This window comes from Acinetobacter sp. (assembly GCF_041919735.1).
Classification (GTDB): domain Bacteria; phylum Pseudomonadota; class Gammaproteobacteria; order Pseudomonadales; family Moraxellaceae; genus Acinetobacter.
This window is the reverse complement of the sequence record NZ_JAYRTF010000022.1, coordinates 1-16736: the sequence shown is the minus strand read 5'-3', so window position 1 is coordinate 16736 and position 16736 is coordinate 1. Positions and strand designations below refer to the sequence as shown.

At 46.0% G+C, this 16736-nt stretch carries 14 protein-coding genes; 1 reads left to right on the top strand and 13 read right to left on the bottom strand.

Annotation, left to right across the window (positions count from 1 at the left end; genetic code table 11):
* Window positions 1-31 precede the first annotated feature (31 nt).
* The 9 genes from ACE3T3_RS12540 to ompR form a co-directional block, all read right to left on the bottom strand.
* Entirely contained in the window at window positions 32-1180 is a 1149-nt protein-coding gene (locus tag ACE3T3_RS12540) for a hypothetical protein (protein ID WP_374667431.1), read from the bottom strand.
* A gap of 93 nt (window positions 1181-1273) precedes the next feature.
* The gene (locus ACE3T3_RS12535; protein ID WP_374667429.1) at window positions 1274-2752 is read right to left on the bottom strand and encodes a hypothetical protein; all 1479 of its coding nucleotides are present in this window, start codon (window positions 2750-2752) and stop codon (window positions 1274-1276) included.
* A gap of 14 nt (window positions 2753-2766) precedes the next feature.
* Complete coding sequence (locus tag ACE3T3_RS12530) at window positions 2767-2946, bottom strand: hypothetical protein (protein ID WP_374667427.1); 180 nt, start codon at window positions 2944-2946, stop codon at window positions 2767-2769.
* 336 nt (window positions 2947-3282) lie between these two features.
* On the bottom strand, window positions 3283-3474 hold the full coding sequence (locus ACE3T3_RS12525) for a hypothetical protein (protein WP_374667425.1): 192 nt from the start codon (window positions 3472-3474) through the stop codon (window positions 3283-3285).
* 227 nt (window positions 3475-3701) lie between these two features.
* Window positions 3702-3932 carry a DUF456 domain-containing protein gene (locus tag ACE3T3_RS12520; RefSeq protein WP_374667423.1) on the bottom strand — a complete coding sequence of 77 codons (231 nt, stop codon included), beginning with the start codon at window positions 3930-3932 and terminating at the stop codon, window positions 3702-3704.
* A gap of 320 nt (window positions 3933-4252) precedes the next feature.
* Window positions 4253-4939 (bottom strand): DsbA family oxidoreductase, encoded by a 687-nt coding sequence (locus ACE3T3_RS12515; protein WP_374667420.1) that lies wholly within the window; start codon window positions 4937-4939, stop codon window positions 4253-4255.
* 219 nt (window positions 4940-5158) lie between these two features.
* Window positions 5159-6676 carry an acetyl-CoA hydrolase/transferase family protein gene (locus ACE3T3_RS12510; protein WP_374667418.1) on the bottom strand — a complete coding sequence of 506 codons (1518 nt, stop codon included), beginning with the start codon at window positions 6674-6676 and terminating at the stop codon, window positions 5159-5161.
* A gap of 206 nt (window positions 6677-6882) precedes the next feature.
* Window positions 6883-8343: an ATP-binding protein gene (locus ACE3T3_RS12505; RefSeq protein WP_374667416.1), complete on the bottom strand. Its 1461-nt coding sequence runs from the start codon at window positions 8341-8343 to the stop codon at window positions 6883-6885.
* Window positions 8344-8636: 293 nt separating this feature from the next.
* Entirely contained in the window at window positions 8637-9401 is a 765-nt protein-coding gene (ompR, locus tag ACE3T3_RS12500) for a two-component system response regulator OmpR (protein ID WP_180059384.1), read from the bottom strand.
* A 330-nt stretch (window positions 9402-9731) separates the two neighbouring features.
* Here ompR and ACE3T3_RS12495 point away from each other — a divergent pair, with 330 nt between their 5' ends.
* Window positions 9732-12095, top strand: a complete 2364-nt coding sequence (locus ACE3T3_RS12495) for a Tex family protein (protein ID WP_374667412.1) — start codon at window positions 9732-9734, stop codon at window positions 12093-12095.
* A 52-nt stretch (window positions 12096-12147) separates the two neighbouring features.
* On the opposite strand, the gene ACE3T3_RS12490 is transcribed toward ACE3T3_RS12495, so the two are convergent.
* From ACE3T3_RS12490 to ACE3T3_RS12475, 4 genes are all read right to left on the bottom strand, one after another.
* Window positions 12148-12465, bottom strand: a complete 318-nt coding sequence (locus ACE3T3_RS12490; RefSeq protein ID WP_374667410.1) for a hypothetical protein — start codon at window positions 12463-12465, stop codon at window positions 12148-12150.
* Window positions 12466-12529: 64 nt separating this feature from the next.
* Window positions 12530-13609 (bottom strand): patatin-like phospholipase family protein, encoded by a 1080-nt coding sequence (locus ACE3T3_RS12485; protein WP_374667409.1) that lies wholly within the window; start codon window positions 13607-13609, stop codon window positions 12530-12532.
* A 100-nt stretch (window positions 13610-13709) separates the two neighbouring features.
* A complete protein-coding gene (locus ACE3T3_RS12480; RefSeq protein ID WP_374667408.1) occupies window positions 13710-14690 on the bottom strand; it encodes a hypothetical protein in 981 nt (326 codons plus the stop codon).
* Window positions 14691-14885: 195 nt separating this feature from the next.
* On the bottom strand, window positions 14886-16445 hold the full coding sequence (locus ACE3T3_RS12475; protein ID WP_374667406.1) for a hypothetical protein: 1560 nt from the start codon (window positions 16443-16445) through the stop codon (window positions 14886-14888).
* Window positions 16446-16736: the final 291 nt, after the last annotated feature.

Sequence of the window (16736 nt, the reverse complement as noted above, 5' to 3'; positions counted from 1 at the left end):
TTTTGCTTTTATGCTTTAGCGTACCGCCAGCTTAGAAGAGGGCTTCCAAACGCACAAGTGCGCCAATGAAATGGCTGCGGTCAGCGCGGTGATCATTCAAATAGTTTAAGTCGCCTTGGATATAGAACCATTCTCTTAAAAATGGCTGGCGCCATGAAACATAGGGCCCCCAGCTGTTTAAGCGCAGATCTTTATTGTTTAAAAATCCGCCGCTGTAAACGCCATAGCTGAAGGTATGTTCATGGAAAAAACGGTGCTGGCGGAAGATGAAATTATCCCAAGTCAGGTCATCGTCCTGAGCATCAGCATAGGTCAGGTTCAATTGGTCGGACAGGAGGGCTTTATTGGGACTGTGCTGCGCCAGCTCTAAGTTGGTCCGCAAATAATTTTCGCTGTCGATGCCGTAGCGGTAGATCTGTTCTGCATGAAATTTAAAATCATTGTCCAGTTCCCAATCTTTTTTTGCTTTCATGCGGACATAGATATCATCTCCGGAACGGACGCCCAGATCAAAATCTGTTTCGAAAGGCAAGCGTTTGGAAAAATTGGACCAGCGCAGGGCCAAGGAGCTGTTGTCTTCGCGCACACGCTCTTTGTCAAAATTTTTATCTGCCGAGCTTGGCATGTTTTCGTTGGTAATCGCATTGTTATTGGCTAACTCATTGTCCAGAGAGTCATCACCGAAGACTAAACTGACTTTGCGTTCCAGTGTCGGCAATTTGATTTTGCCGCGAATACGCGGTTTGATTTCATAGCCATCATGCTTATTCCAGCTGCTGTCCACGAGGATCCGCAGGGTAGCGGATGCCGGATGCTTAGGGTCTGGGTCGCCAAACCAATTGTCAATTTTATTGGCCGTGCGGTCAGCCCAATTGCGGATGCCTTTCTGCTGCCGGTCTGTCCAGGTGCTCTCTTCGGTTTCAGCTGTCGAGGGAACGCTGCTGGTATCGGACTGTTCGGGCAAAAAGGTGGGCACGGCATCAATCATGCGCGGAATTAAAAACAGCAGCCCTTGTTCAGAATCTTCTTTGTCCGTCTCTGCCGCTTGATTGCTTAATATATAGGCGTTGGAGTAGGTTGGATAAATTAGAAGTTCATCGGCAACTGCAGCGTTGCAGATCATCCCCAGAGCAGCAGAAATCAAAAAACTTTTAGCAAAACAGATATTATTTATTATCATATTCTAAGCTCTTTTATATCTTTGATTTAAGCTTAGTTTTGGTTCATCTGCCGCAAAAAAGCAATCGTATGCTGCAATAATAATACCATTTCGCTAGTTTGCTTCCGGTGTGTCGGAAAGCGGATTCTGGATCGCGTTGTAAAGCTCTAAAACATTGACCGGTTTTGGCAGGGTGGAAATGGCAGCTTGAATCATTTGCCAATTCAGCCCATGCCTGCGGTGCAGGATTAAATATGGATAAGCCTGTTCTGCATCAGCCAGCGCCAGCCGCTTTTCACCATGAATGATGCGGACCTTTTGCCGTTCTTCCAGCAGCAAAATCGGCGTGCTGAAATCAGCTTCCTGCTCATCAAATTGAATGAATTTTTGCGTATGGATCGCTTGCGCAGGAATGAAGCGCTGATAATGTTCCTGCTGCCAAACGGGTTTCGCCAGTTCATAGCAGCATTTAAACAGTGCATCCGCAGTCTGGTCCTGAGCCTCTAGAGCATGCAGGCTGATTGCATATACCGATGCCAGCTGGCGTGCATGCAGCTGTACAAACAACTGGCAGAGTTCAGTGGCTTGTGCGGGATCAGCCGCGCCCAGCAGGATGAAATGCTGGATGAATTGTCCCTGCGCATTGATTTGCTCTGCAATATAGACCGGCTGCGTTTGCCAGGTTTCGATATGTTCTGCATGCAGCGCAATATCGCTTTGATTCAAGGTTTTTGCATCAGGAGGTAGAACCACACGGTAAAGCGGATGGTCTGCTGACTCAGTCAGGGCATGCAATTGGCCCTGCATCTGATGAAAGAGGATGGACTGCGGCTTAGGCGCTTCAGGGGGCAATACGGCTTCTGGCGCTTCGGCATCGGGCGGAGCCGGCTGAACGCTTGCTGCAGCGGGATCGGCTATGCGGCGTTCAGGCAGCTCCTCCTTATGCTCAGAGCTGGTTTCCAGCAGCACGTCCTGGCCTGCAGAAACTTCTACAAGGGAAGGCTGGGTTTGCGGCGCAGGAGGCTCTGAGGGTTCAGTTAATTGGCTGTCTGGATGAGGCGTAGGGCCTGCTTCCATGTGTTCAGGCTGCGCGCATGCAGGTTGTTCTTCGGCCTGCAGGGCTTGCATATCCAGTTCAGCATCGGTGCTTAAGCAATGATATTGCTTTTGCATTGCAAGCATCCATGCGTAATTGTCTTCAAAATTGCCCCAATCGCTGATCAGCGCAGTGCGCTGCGGTGCTGGAATGAGCCAGATTTGCCAGTGATTAGGCGGCTGATGCATAAAGCCCCAGCCGGATTCAGGCTTTAAATACAGCTGTTTTTCAAGTGCATGGTCATCATTGAAATAGCCGCGGAAGCTTTGCGCAAAAGGCGTGCCGGCTGCAAATGCATAAGCTGCGCTTTGAGGCTCTGTCAGCGCTTTATAAGACAGGAGCTGCTTTTGAAAAATAGGTTCATCGCATAATGCAAAGATCTCTTTGATGCGTTTTTTTGTTTTGGCGATTTCATAAAAAGACAGCGCCTGATGTTCTAAGGCCGCGGTCAATAGATGCAATTCTTTAATCAGAAGCGCTTTTTCTAACGCATTCATCTTAATCGTTTCCCCTAAAGAACTTTTTGAGCTTTGTCTAAATATGCCGCCAACACAAGATTGGCCGCCAATTCAATTAATTTATATTCTGCAGAATTCGGCTGTTGGTATTTTTTGGCCATTTCAATTAATTCATCAAGATCGATGGCTTGCGGAGAAATTTTCCCTTGTATCAGTGCCTGAAAATTTTGCATAGGAAGACCTATGTATTTGATGAAAAAAGTTATGTTGAATTGATTATAGGGGTTCTGAAAAAAAATGCATGAAAAAAAAGGTCATGTTTTGACGAATAGTTTACGGAAATGACCAAAAAGGGTGAGTTTTGGTGAAAATTAATGCTGCTGTTTCAGCTTTTGCTGGATGTTTTGAATGCCGGCATAGCTGGATTTAAATTTAAAGGTAAATGCCGATTCAGCGCAGTTGAGCACATGAATCGAGTATAGGTATTAAGTTCAGTTAATAAATCAAGATGAAAAAAGCAGGCCTGCTGTTTTCAGGCCTGCTTTTTATCTGGCGGACAGGCTGTCGAATTAAGCCGCTTTTTCCGCTTTTGCTTGATCTTGCGCAGCTGCTTCAGAAGCAGGCGCTTGAGCGGATGCATTTGCTGTTTGGGCAGGCGCAGCTTTTTTAACCGGAAAATCAGGTATATAAACAATTTGAGCAGAAACAGTTGCAGACATGGCAAAAGCAGCCACAGCAATTGCAGATTTAAGTGCATTCATGATTATTTCCTTTCAAATGACAGCCCAGCAGTGCTGGGTGGGAGAGGCATTTAATGCTTTAAAGTTCATGTAAAATGATAGCAAAATGCATTTAATAGAAAATGATCAATTCGGCAATAAAAGATAAAATAGATAATTTTTATTATGGTAAAACAATAATTTAGAGTAATTGTTCTAAGCGGCCAGCCTGCGGCCTGACCACTTAGGATGTGTGCAATAGCCTGTATTTATGCGTTTTTAGCGCATCTTTTTTGATAAATTTTACCGGCAATTCCGCCAATCAGCGCGCCGCTGAATGTGCCGAACACAGGCAATACGCTGCCTGCAGCGGCGCCAATTAACAGGCCTTTGACTGTAGGTGAAAATCGGGATGATTTTTTGGATACCGTGGTATTGGAGGCGGATGCATCTTGCAGCGCATCACCGTCTAAAGCTGGAGATTGAAGATCTGTGGTCATGCTGTCCTCGAAAGCTGATGGAAACCAACTTCGAGCGTATCGGTTTTTAGATCCAGCCGCTGTTTTCGGCATGTAAAAAGGAGCAGCAATTTGTAAGCTGAATATTAAGCATAACTTAACTATTTTTTGTTTTAAGTTTTGCTGTGAGCAGTCTAATGCATATTGGGCTGATGGCTCTTGCATCTGATCAGGAGGTGCGGCAATGGCTGCTGAGCCCTGCCATTCTGTTTAATATCCGTTTGGGTTCCTCCATGCATTGCCTATAAAAAAATCCCCGCACAAAGCGGGGATTTTTTGCAGGAGATGGAGGCTGCTGAGATTTATTTTTCAGGCGTTTCACATGAATCATCAGAACAGTTTGGCGCTGGCTGTGCTGCCGGCGCTTCTTGCGCTTTGTCCAGCACTTGCAGGAAGACTTCTTTCGGCTGCGCGCCAGCGAGAGCAATGCGCTGATCAAAGACAAAAAATGGGACGCCGGTGACTTTTAGCTGATCACGGGCAATGTCCTGATCAAATTTAACAAAATCTGCATATTCATCTGAATCCAGCAGGTCATCGACTTCTACAGGGTTGAGTCCAATGCGTGAAGCCACGTCTTCCAAGGTTTCACGTTCGCCGATCGGCAAGCCTTGCGTCATGTAGCTGTAGAACAGCGCTTCTTCTGCTTCTGAGCCTAAGCCTTTGCTCTGCGCTAAATGAATCAGGCGGTGGGCATTAAAGGTATTGCCGGAGTTCGCATTTTCCCAATTAAACTCGATACCTTCTGATTTTGCCATTTCGGCAATATTGCGCTGCATGTCTTCCACTTCAGCCAAGGTGCGGCCATATTTCTGCGCCAGGCGTTCAGAGTTTGAAATCTCTTGGCGTACAGGCGCTTCTGGGTCGAGCTGGAAACTGTGCCAGTGCACTTCAAGTTCAACGCCAGCTTCTTCAGCTGCAGATTCAAGACGTTTTTTGCCGATATAGCAAAATGGGCAAACAACATCAGACCATACATCTACACGCATATTTTTTCTCTATTGATTATCTAAAAAGATGGTGGGGGCAATTTGTTTAATTTAAAGCGCATTTACATGGAAAAAACCAAAAAGGGCCGCATCACAGGTTCAAAACCAATGTGAAAGGCGGCCTGAATGATTCCAAACATTAAAACAGCATTCGTGAAGGCAAAGCCGAAGATGCAGGCAATAAAAAACGCCCCGAAGGGCGTTTTTTATTGCTGATCATTAAGCAGATTTAGCTTTTTTTTCTTCAGCTAACATGTGGCCAGTTTCTTCAAAGTTCACGTGCCAAGACAATGCTTCACGAAGAAGGTGCGGAGTTTGACCGCCTTTTTCGCATGCACGCTCAAAGTAATCGTTCAATGCGTCACGGTACATTGGGTGAGCACAGTTGTCGATGACTGCGCGAGCGCGTTCACGCGGCGCTAAACCGCGAAGGTCAGCCAAGCCTTGTTCTGTGACCAGAATGTCTACGTCATGCTCTGCGTGGTCAATATGCGATGCAAATGGAACAACAGAAGAAATGTCGCCGCCTTTCGCAATTGATTTAGTCACGAAGATTGCAAGATGCGCATTACGTGCGAAGTCGCCTGAACCGCCGATGCCGTTCATCATTTTTGTACCGCATACGTGAGTTGAGTTTACGTTGCCGTAAATATCGAACTCAAGCGCAGTGTTGATGCCGATGATGCCTAAGCGGCGGACCAATTCAGGGTGGTTCGAAATTTCTTGCGGACGAAGAACCAGTTTGTCTTTGTACTGTTCAATGTTGTTGAATACTTTTTCGCCGTATTTCGCTGAAAGCGTAATTGAAGAGCCTGAAGCGAATTTCATTTTGCCGGCATCGATCAATTCGAAAGTACAGTCTTGAAGCACTTCTGAGTACATGACAAGATCTTCGAAGTTTGATTCTTTCAAGCCAGTCAATACAGCGTTTGCGATTGAACCGATACCTGCTTGCAGCGGGCCGAGGTCTTTCGGCAGGCGGCCTTCCGCCACTTCTTTTTCAAAGAAAGCGATCAGGTGATTGGCAATGCCTTGAGTCTCATCATCCGGTAAAGTCACAGTTGATGGAGAGTCGTGGAATTCGTTGTTGAATACAATGCCGACAATTTTAGACGGATCGATATTGATCGCTTGCGTACCGATGCGCTCATCGACTTGAGTCAATGGAATCGGTTGGCGGGTCGGGCGGTAAGACGGGATGTAGATGTCGTGCAGGCCTTCAAAAGCAGGGCTTAAGTTGGTGTTGATTTCTACAATCACTTCTTTGGCAAAAATAGCAAAGCTTGCAGAGTTGCCGACAGAAGTTGTTGGAATGATGCCGCCGTCTTCTGTAATCGCAACCGCTTCAATTACTGCAACGTCCGGTTTTTTCAATTGCAGGTTGCGCATTTGTTCAACAGTTTCAGACAAGTGCTGATCGATGAACATCACTTCGCCTTTGTTGATGGCTTTACGTAAAGTGTTGTCCACTTGGAACGGCAAACGGCGGGCAAGCACGCCAGCTTCTGTTAATTGCTTATCAAGATCGTTGCCTAAAGATGCACCCGTGATCAAGGTGATTTTCAATGGGTTTTCTTTTGCTTGTTTCACCAATGCAAGAGGAACAGCTTTCGCTTCACCTGCGCGTGTGAATCCGCTCATACCTACCGTCATGCCATCTTTGATAAATGCAGCAGCTTGTTCAGCGCTGATAACTTTATCGTGAAGTGATGCTAAACGAATGCGATCTAAAGACATGTTTTACTCTCTGGGAAATCTCAAAACTGATACGGATTGTACCGATCAAAAAAGCTATTTTGCATACCTGTTAGGCTAAGGTCTAATTTTTTGAAAAAATGCGGGTATAAGATTTTTTTATGGATTTTAAGATATTGTTTTAAAAAACAAAAACTAATGGTGATTAACGATTGAACAAAACTGTTTGTTCAATATTTGAACGCTTGCTAGAAGCGTTCACTGAAAGTTTGCTTAATTTTTTCCAATGGGCTATTGGTTAAAACTTCATCATCTTCGGGTTTTTTCAGCGGCAGTGAAATGATGGCTTCCAATCCGCCTTGCGGCCGGTTATGGATCAAAAGATGACCTTCATGAATATCCACAATGCGTTTGACAATGGCTAAGCCTAAGCCGCTGCCTTGCACTGTGCGGGCATCATTGCCGCGTACAAAGGGCTGCATCAGGTCGGCTATCTGATCATCCGGAATGCCTTCGCCATGATCTGCCACGCTGATCATCAGCTGTTCTTCTTCCACATGGGCGGAAAGCTCTATCGGCTCTGCGCCATAGCGTTTGGAGTTGTTGATGAGATTGCCGATCAGGCGCTTTAAGGACAGGCTGCGCGCTTGAATGATCGGCAGCTCCTGCGCTTCGAATCGGATATCCAGCGGTTTGAACTGAATCACCAATTCCTGCAGCAGCATATTGATATCAGTATCCTGCGGCTCTTCATCCGAACCGTCGCGCATATAAGAAATGAATTGATTCAGGATGGCATCCATGTCTTCAACGTCGTAAATCAGGCCTTCTTTGAGGAAATCATCATCTGGCATCATTTCTGCACTGAGGCGGATCCGGGTCAGCGGCGTGCGCAAGTCATGTGAAATGCCGGCCAGCATGATGCGCCGGTCGCGTTCCGTTTGATCCAGCGTGTAGATCATGTGGTTAAAGGCCTGATTGACCTCGCGGATTTCCTGCGGGCCGTGATTGGTTTCCAAATAGGGCGCAGTGCCGGTTTTGCTGTAGCTGTTGGCGGCATGCTGCAGGCGCGCCAGCGGGCGGTTCAGCTGGCGCACCAGCGTTAAGATAATCACCGCAGCAATCAATGGAATGCCCAGCAGCCAGCCCAGAATCAGTTCAGGGCTGTAGTTGGCATAGGTTTTAAGCGGTTCACGCACCCAATTGCCATTCATTTCCGGGGTTTGAATCCAGATGCGCGGGTCGGGCTTGAATTGGAAATACACCGTGGCATTTTCAATGCGCATTTCTTTAGCCAGTTTTTTTTCAATTTGATTGGTAAAGAACTCGGCAATCACCTTGTCTTTGACCTTCGGAAATTCCTTGGGATCGGTGATGTATTCAATGCCGACGCGGTTTTTCATCCAGTCGTCAACATCGACTTCGGCATTGTTATGAAAAATCCGCAGGTCTGGATTGTTGATCATCTCCAGCTCTACCGCCAAGTATTTTGAATGCTGCTGAATTTCAGGCAAATACAGCGTGCGCCAAAAGAACCACAGCGACATGAACAGGCTGAAAAAGACAATGAACAGCACCAGCACCGTAGTGCGCATGGCGGCGGAGCGCGGCTTGATTTTGTCGAGGAAGCGTTCCCAGGGGGTGCGGTGTTTTTCTTGATAGGCCGCGTAGTCGGTAAATTCTTGCGGGTCGATGGGTTCAAGTTTCACGAATTAATCCTGAATTGATGCATCATTATTTTATGCTTTTATTTTTTAGATGCCATTGCACAGCACGGCGGCGTCTTGCCATTTGACTTGATGTGATGGAATAACCTTCGGTTCGACCTACTTTTGTTTCGGCAAAAGTAGGCAAAACCATTTCATTCGCAAAACTCGTTCTCTTACAGCAATAAAATCTATTTATCGCAGAAACCAAATTTATCGTATGCCTCCTGTCTCGAACAGTTGCGAATGAGCTGTCACGTAATTCAGAACAATGAGTTCATCAATTACTTAAAAAATTACTCAGCGCCATCTGGAACAAAGACATAGCCTACACCCCAAACAGTTTGGATGTAGCGCGCGCGGGCAGGGTTTTCTTCGACTAAGCGGCGCAGGCGAGAGACTTGAACATCAATCGAACGCTCCATTGCGCCCCATTCACGGCCGCGGGCCAAATTCATCAGCTTGTCGCGGGTCAAAGGTTCACGCGGATGCTGCACCAATGCTTTCAATACGGCAAATTCACCGGTGGTCAAGGTCACCACTTGGCCTTCACGCGTTAGGGTGCGTGTTGATAAATCCAGTGACCAAGGGCCAAACGATACCACTTCCATCTGCTGGCTCGGCGCGCCCGGCACTTCACGCACTTGACGGCGCAGCACCGCGCGGATACGCGCCAGCAGCTCATTCGGGTTGAAAGGTTTTGGCAGATAGTCATCTGCGCCGGCTTCGAGGCCTGCAATCCGGTCAGAGTCGCTGCCGCGTGCAGTCAGCATGATGATCGGCGTATCAATGTTGGACTGGCGCAAACGGCGGCAAATGCTTAAGCCGTCTTCGACCGGCAGCATAAAATCCAGCACGATTAAAGAGAACAGTTCGCGCTGCAATAGGCGGTCCATTTGAGTCGCATCATGCGCGGTCTTCACCACAAAACCTTTATCTTCCAAAAAACGCTGCAGCAGCGTGCGCAGACGCACATCATCGTCCACCACCAGAATGCGTTCTACACGGTCAGTTTCGGCTTGTACGGCATCAGTCTTTTCAGCAGGTACCACTAAACTCATGATGTGCTCCTTATTCTTTATTGTCTTCGTAACAAAAGTAATGCACTTGAGTATACGATTCATTTGTATCGGTTGACTATGCTCTAAAGCAACAAATATTGCAGATAAAATCAAGACATAGATACCAAATGTATACATGGTTTGGCGGATAATTTGCTTGCATTTTTGAGGCTAAATTCATGTTTCAGTAAAACTTTAAGGCGAAAATATGAAATTGCAGTGAATTGGCAATAAAAACCGCATGCAAATTTATAAAAACAATTGTGGATTTTATAGTCTTGGTCTTTATAATCATGGCTTTTAGAACTTATCCTTGTGGGATCACATACGATGACTGACTTAGTTCAGCAGTTGGCAAAAGAAATTGCCGTACGTCCAAATCAAGTTGAAGCTGCCATTAAATTAATTGATGAAGGTGCCAGCGTTCCATTTATTGCGCGTTACCGTAAAGAGGTAACTCAAGGCTTAGACGATACGCAGTTGCGCCAGCTTGACACGCGCTTGTCATACTTACGTGATTTATATGAGCGCCGTGAAAAAGTCATTGAATCGCTGAAAGAACAAGATAAATTATCTGACGATTTATTGGCGCGCGTGAACGGTGCAGAAACAAAAAATGCATTAGAAGAAATCTACGCGCCTTACCGCCCGAAACGCACCAGCAAATCATTTAAAGCCAAAGAAGCCGGCCTTGGCCCGATTGCGGAAAAAATCCTGGCAGAAGCCGTTGATCCAGCAGACGCTTTAGCGGGCTTTAGCCACGAAGATTACCCAGATGCAGAAAGCCAGCTGGATGCCATTCAGCACATCATAATTGATGACTGGGCGCAAAATATTGCGCTGACGGCAGAATTGAAATCGACGTTTGCTAAAACTGCGGTGCTGAAAAGCCTGGTTGCGTCGGATGAGAAAAAAGAAGTCGGCAAGAAATTCCGTGATTACTTTGATTTTTCAGAAAATCTAAACAAAGTGCCATCACACCGTTTGCTGGCGATGCTGCGCGGCCGTCAGGAAAATGTCTTGGGCTTAAAAGTGGATGGTGAAGACACTGCGCCATTGGCCCGCATTGAAACGGAATACGATTTGGAAACGGTTCAGCCGCAAAGCCGTCAAGATTACTTAAAGCAAACCGCAAAATTGTTCTGGCTTGGCAAAGTCCGTCCTGCCATTGAGCATTCCTTGCTGACTGAAAAACGTTTGGCTGCAGAAGCTGAAGCGATGAACGTTTTTGCAGAAAATCTGCGTCATTTATTGCTGTCTGCACCTGCAGGCGCGCGCTGCACGCTGGGTGTTGACCCGGGCATCCGTACCGGCGTGAAATTGGCAGTGGTAAACCAATCAGGTGATGTGGTTGCTCACAGCACAATTTACCCATTTGCACCGAAAGATGATAAAGAAGGTTCAATTGCTGAGCTTGCGCGCTTATGCCGTGAATTCAATGTTGACCTGATTGCGATTGGCAATGGTACAGCCAGCCGTGAAACGGAAGCTGTAGTGGCTGAAATGATGGCTGCCAACAGTGATTTGCCGCTGACCCGCGTTTCAGTGTCTGAAGCAGGCGCATCGGTTTACTCAGCGTCAGAATTGGCGTCGAACGAATTGCCGGATTTGGATGTATCAATCCGCGGTGCAGTCTCGATTGCGCGCCGTCTGCAAGATCCTTTGGCAGAATTGGTGAAAATTGATCCAAAATCGATTGGTGTGGGCCAGTATCAGCATGATGTGAATCAAACTGGTTTAGCCAATACGCTGGATGCCGTGGTTGAAGACTGTGTGAACGCTGTAGGCGTTGATGTCAACACGGCCTCTGCGGCGATTTTGGGCTACATTGCGGGATTGAATAAATCCATCGCGCAGCAGATTGTCGATTTCCGTAAAGAAAACGGCCGTTTTGACAACCGCCAAGCCTTGAAAAACGTACCGCGTTTAGGCGAACGTACGTTTGAACAGGCTGCAGGCTTCCTGCGCATTCAAGAAGGTTCTGAGCCGCTGGATGCGTCTGCTGTTCACCCTGAATCATATGGTTTGGTGAATAAAATTGTTGAAGCGAAAGCAACGACAGTCAAAGACATTATCGGCAACAGCGAAATTATTCGCCAAGTGGATGCATCTGCTTTTGCAGATGAAAAATTCGGTTTGCCAACTATTCAGGACGTACTGTCTGAGCTGGAAAAACCGGGCCGTGACCCGCGTCCAGAATTCCGCACAGCGAAGTTCCGTGAAGACATCACTGAAGTATCACAGCTCACCGAAGGCATGCAGCTGGAGGGCGTGATCACCAATGTGACCAACTTCGGCGCATTTGTGGATGTCGGCGTGCATCAGGATGGCTTAGTGCATATTTCTGAATTGGCCAATGAATTCGTGTCTGATCCGCATAAAGTGGTGAAACCGGGTCAAATCGTGCAAGTGCGTGTACTGACTGTGGATGCTGAACGCAACCGCGTGAATTTGTCGATGCGTCCTGAAGGCTCAGCAGCGCCAGCTAAAGCGCAGCGTCAGCCGCGCCGTGAGCATAGCAATGAGCAACGCGGTGAACGCAAGCCTCAAGGCAAGCGTCCGCAAAATGCGCGTCCTCAAGGCGATCGTGCGCAGAATCACCATAAGAAGCCGCAGGCGGCTAAACCGCAGGAAAATAAAATCGGCGGTTTGGGTGCCTTGTTATTGCAAGCAGGGATTAAAGGTTCGAAGTAATCTTTAAGCTCTAAAAAAACCTCCCAATTGGGAGGTTTTTTATTGCGCAAATTTATGCGTGAATCATCGGTACGATCCAGCTGACTAAAATCAGCATAATGCCCAAATGGCCCAATTTACGGGTGACATAGACCAGCTTATTGGGCGGCTGCTCCAGCTGCTTGGCATAATCTTCCAAGCTCATGCCTTGCTGCTTTTTGCTGCTGAACAGGAAAACCGCTAAATCGATACAGATTAAAATGGTGCCGGCATCCGCAACAACTTCCATTAAATCATAATGCGGCGTACTTAGCGCTACGCCCATCTGATAGCAAAGAAACAGGGCAAAAGCGATGCAGGCAAACTGCAAAATAAGAAGAAAAATCCGCATAAACATCTTAAAAATTTAAAAGTGGTTCAATTATACAAGCCAATTGCGACGGCTGCATTAATCCTTACAAAGGCTGCATAAATTGCAGGAAGTTCTGCTTCTCCACCATCTCTAAAAATTCGTCCCCCATGCGCTGGCTTTCTGCAGTGCATTGGTTCCACATTTGAATCCGCTGCTGCTGGTCTAAGCCTTTTAAGGTAAAGTCTTTACGGTCCGGCAGCCGGCCCAAAGGCAGGCTTTGCAGATATTCTGCCGAAGGCGACAGCAAAAGCGTACGCGTCTGATTTTCCGGATTGGCTTTGCGGTTTTTAAACATTTTGTCAAACCAGCCGGGGGTAATGGTGTCGGTAAAATGCGGGTACAGCACGATGCCTTGGCTGTTAAAAGGCAAGTCCAGATGATAGTCAATCAAGCCGCCGTCACGGTAGCTGCCTTGCGGTGCATCCTGAATGCCGCGCACTGCAGACATGACGCCGGGAATGGAAGCGGAAGCCATGAGCCAATCCAGCGCATTGCCTGTGTTCAAGGTCTGATAATGTGTGGTGAAGTCATCCTGCACCTGAAACTGCTGGCCGGAAGCTGGCTGGCTGATGACCCGTTCCATAAAATAGCGGCTATGCCTGCGGGCAACAGCATTGCTGCTGACAATCCCTGCAACTGAAGTCAGCAAGGGCAGGGCTTTATCACTTTGAAACAGATGGCGCGCTTTGACCGAGAGCACAGTTAAATGCAGTTCAGGGTGATTGATTAATTGCTCCTGCTGGCTGCCGACCAAGTCCGTCAGCATGCCTTTGCATACAGCCGCGACGTCTTCGCGGGTCATTTTTTTATGGAAGCTAAGCTGGGTATACAGCTCAGCAAGCCGTTCAGTTCCTGCTTTTGCGCCCCAGGCGACAATGCTGGCAAAGCGCCATGCGCCAATGGATGAGCCAATCACTGTCCGCTGCCGCGGCGCGCGCAGCAGAAAATCACCAAAGACCGCTTGATCCAGCCCCTGTATGCCGATGCCTTTCGGGCCGCCTGCTGCGCCTGGAATAATATCGACTTGGCCAGCTTGCAAGCCTTCCTGTTCAATCAGCTGGCGCGCTGCGGCGCCTGCACGGATGGTCAGGGCAGGAGGCCGCTTCTGCAGAATTTGGGTCATGACATTGCCTGAAAAATACATATGTGCATTTATTGTAGTGGAATGAATCATCGACCCAATGGCGGGAACTGCCCAACAATGACTCTGGAGTCATTGAACTTTAGAAACCGTGAAAATTTAGGCCGATCGATGCGATTCCATAGCGTTTATCTAGGCGGGATGCAGTGATGCCATTATATAAAAAAGGAATTTGCCCAACAAAGTTATGCTGATACATTTCCCCTTTTAAAAAACCTGTGATTTTGGGGTATATATCGTAGCTGAGCTTTAAGCCTAAACTATGATTATCCCTGATGGATTGATTGCCAAAATTTTTGACGCGGTCATCAATGGCATCCCGCCATAAGTATTGATATTGATAAGCCAGCTGGCTTTCAAATTTGGCATAACGCCAGTTCCAAGATCCGCCTAGACTGGCAAAATAGCTGTCGTAATTCAGGTCTTGCTGGATATCCAGTCCATATTCATTGGCATTGCCCTGAACATAAAGATCGGTCAGTGTGATGTTGCCGCTCAGACAGGGCTGCGCTAAATTTCCAAAATATTGATTGCTGCTGTCGATGGCAATATTCATTAAACAGCCTTGCTGTTTGGCTTGAATATTCACAGCATTGACTTTTACTTTACTGTAGCCTGCGCTGGCGAAAGCATTGAGCTGGTTCATATGATCCAGTTTTTTTGAAAATATTGCATCCAGTTGGATTTGCAGATCTTCAGGATTCTCAACATTAACTTGATTAAACGTATGCTGATTGACGCGAGTCGGACTGGTTTTACTTAGTGCATCTGCACGGTTTGCCCAGATGCTTCCGCGGAAGGTTAAGCCGCTTGAAGGTTGCAAGCTTAATTGCGGAGTAAAGCGTACACCGAGCAATGCACTTTGTAACTTATTGGTATCTTGAGTGTATTCAATTTCACGCTGCCAAAATGAAGCTTCCACAGCCCAATTGGGCGTAAATCGGTAAAGCGCTGCGATATTGAATCCTTGATAATCGCCTGCAGATTGATCTGTTACACCTTCGCTTTTGCGGATGTCAAAAACGTCTAGGGTATCATTGACAGCATCAGCTGAAATGGTCACCTTTAGCGCTGTATTTGAAGTGCTGTTTAAGTCTTTCGCCTGTAGGAATAAATCATTAGGTGCCGCCAGGCATTGGTGCGAAACTAGCGCGAAGCCGCAAAATAATGCAAATTTATTGTGCATATTGGATATCACTAAAAATTGAACTTGAAAATAAAAAAAGCCAGTTCGGAAACTGGCTTAAGGGTGAAGCAATTAATTCAGTTTGAAATAGGCAGTCAGTGTATTGGCTAAATAGTTATCTCCGCCAAAGTCCACAGAGCCGGTTTGAAGGCCTAAACTAGCATCAATGACATAGGTAATTGGCAAAACATAAGCGGATACTTGTACGGTATCGTTTACTTTCAGTTTTGTTGCATATTGTGTGTAGTATTCTTTGAGTTTTGCATTGCTATCAATTAAGTTTTGCAATGAAATTGAGCCATTTGATGAAAGGATATTGACAGGCGAATTTAAGGTAAATGAAGACTGTGTTACGCCTTTCAGGGTTGTATTAATACTCACTGTTGTACCGCTTGGAATAGTTGCTTGTTTGACAGAGCCGTCTGCATTAAAGGCTAAGCTGATATTGCTGATGCTTACATTCAGTGTTTCCTGCTGAACACCGCTTTGACCTGTGAGTTTAAACGCTACTTTAACGGTATCACTTAGCTCGGTGCTGGTATTGTCTAGTTTAAAATCTATACTGAGTGTGGTGTTGAGCGCACCTAAATCTATATTTAGCGGTAATGCGCTGCTAGAGCCTTTCAATTCGCTTATCGAGTAGTTTGCAAGGCTAAAACCTGAGTAAACTGGGGTTTTGAGATTATCTGTAATACTGTCCTTGATGCTCGGATCGCTGGTGATAGCATTCTGCAGTTCAGCAGCAGTTAACCCACTGCTTGCAATAGTATCTAGAGTATCTGCAATAGCAGTGATATTTTCGTTGATTTGCGTGATGACCGTTGGATCAATTTCAACTGTACTGTCATTAATGGCGGTATCTGCTTTCGAAACTGCTTGGGCTAGAATTGCATCAAGAGTTGCAGAATTAATGGAAAGGCTGCCGGCAGTAAATAGTTGATCAGTTTTAAGCTGATCAATGATTGAACTGAATGCTATGTTTGCTGCCTGAGCTTGATTAAGCGGATTAGTTCCATCTCCTTTGCTTACAGCTTGCAAATTGTCTTCAATTTGATTAGCCAGCTGCTGTACCGCAAAAATAATGGCCATATCTTGCGCGCTTGCTTCTTTTGCTGGATCAAATTTAGATAAATCAAAATCTGCTGTTTGAAGTTTTGCAATAGTATCAGCACTAAGCCCTAATTTTTCTAAAATAGGCTTGATATCAGCATTATTGCTTGAGTTTAGATAAGATTGGATCGTTGTGAGCGGACTGATTACCGCAGTATTATTAATGGCTTGCAAGTTGGTCTTTTTCAGCTTTAGTGTCCCAGTAAAGGTTAAGCCTGTTGCAATATCAGTACCGCCAGTAACTGTAATAGCTGAATTTTGACAGTTGGCAGTGGTTGTAAATTTAAATTCGCCAGCAGCATTTGTCTTAACAAAAATAGGCGCGCCTGCTGAATCTTTACAGTCATCAAATTGCACGGTGGCATCCGCTAAGTAAAAATCGACAGCAGTTCCACTCACATCTTTAGGGGTAAACGGCGTTGAAGGGCTATTATCACTGCCGCCTCCGCCGCCGCAAGCACTTAACAAGGTAATGATGGATGTTGTTAGCAATGTGTATTTTATGGACTTATTAAAAAGCATTAAATTCCCCTAAATTAAAGCGGTGATTATTTAGACTGGTTACTTATATCAAAAAAAAAATTATAAAAAAGTTAAGCTTTATTTTTCATTTAATTTTAAGAATTAAAAATAGTGATTTTGACTAATTTTAATTCTATATTTTTTTATCAGTAAATATTAATAATTAGGGCCTGTTGACATTTTCTGTTCAAAAAAATAGCGAGAAAGTAAAATTTAATCGCCAAACCAAATTTACTTCTCGCTATGCCTCGTACAATGCTGAATGATCAACACTGGTCTAAGTTACTTTCT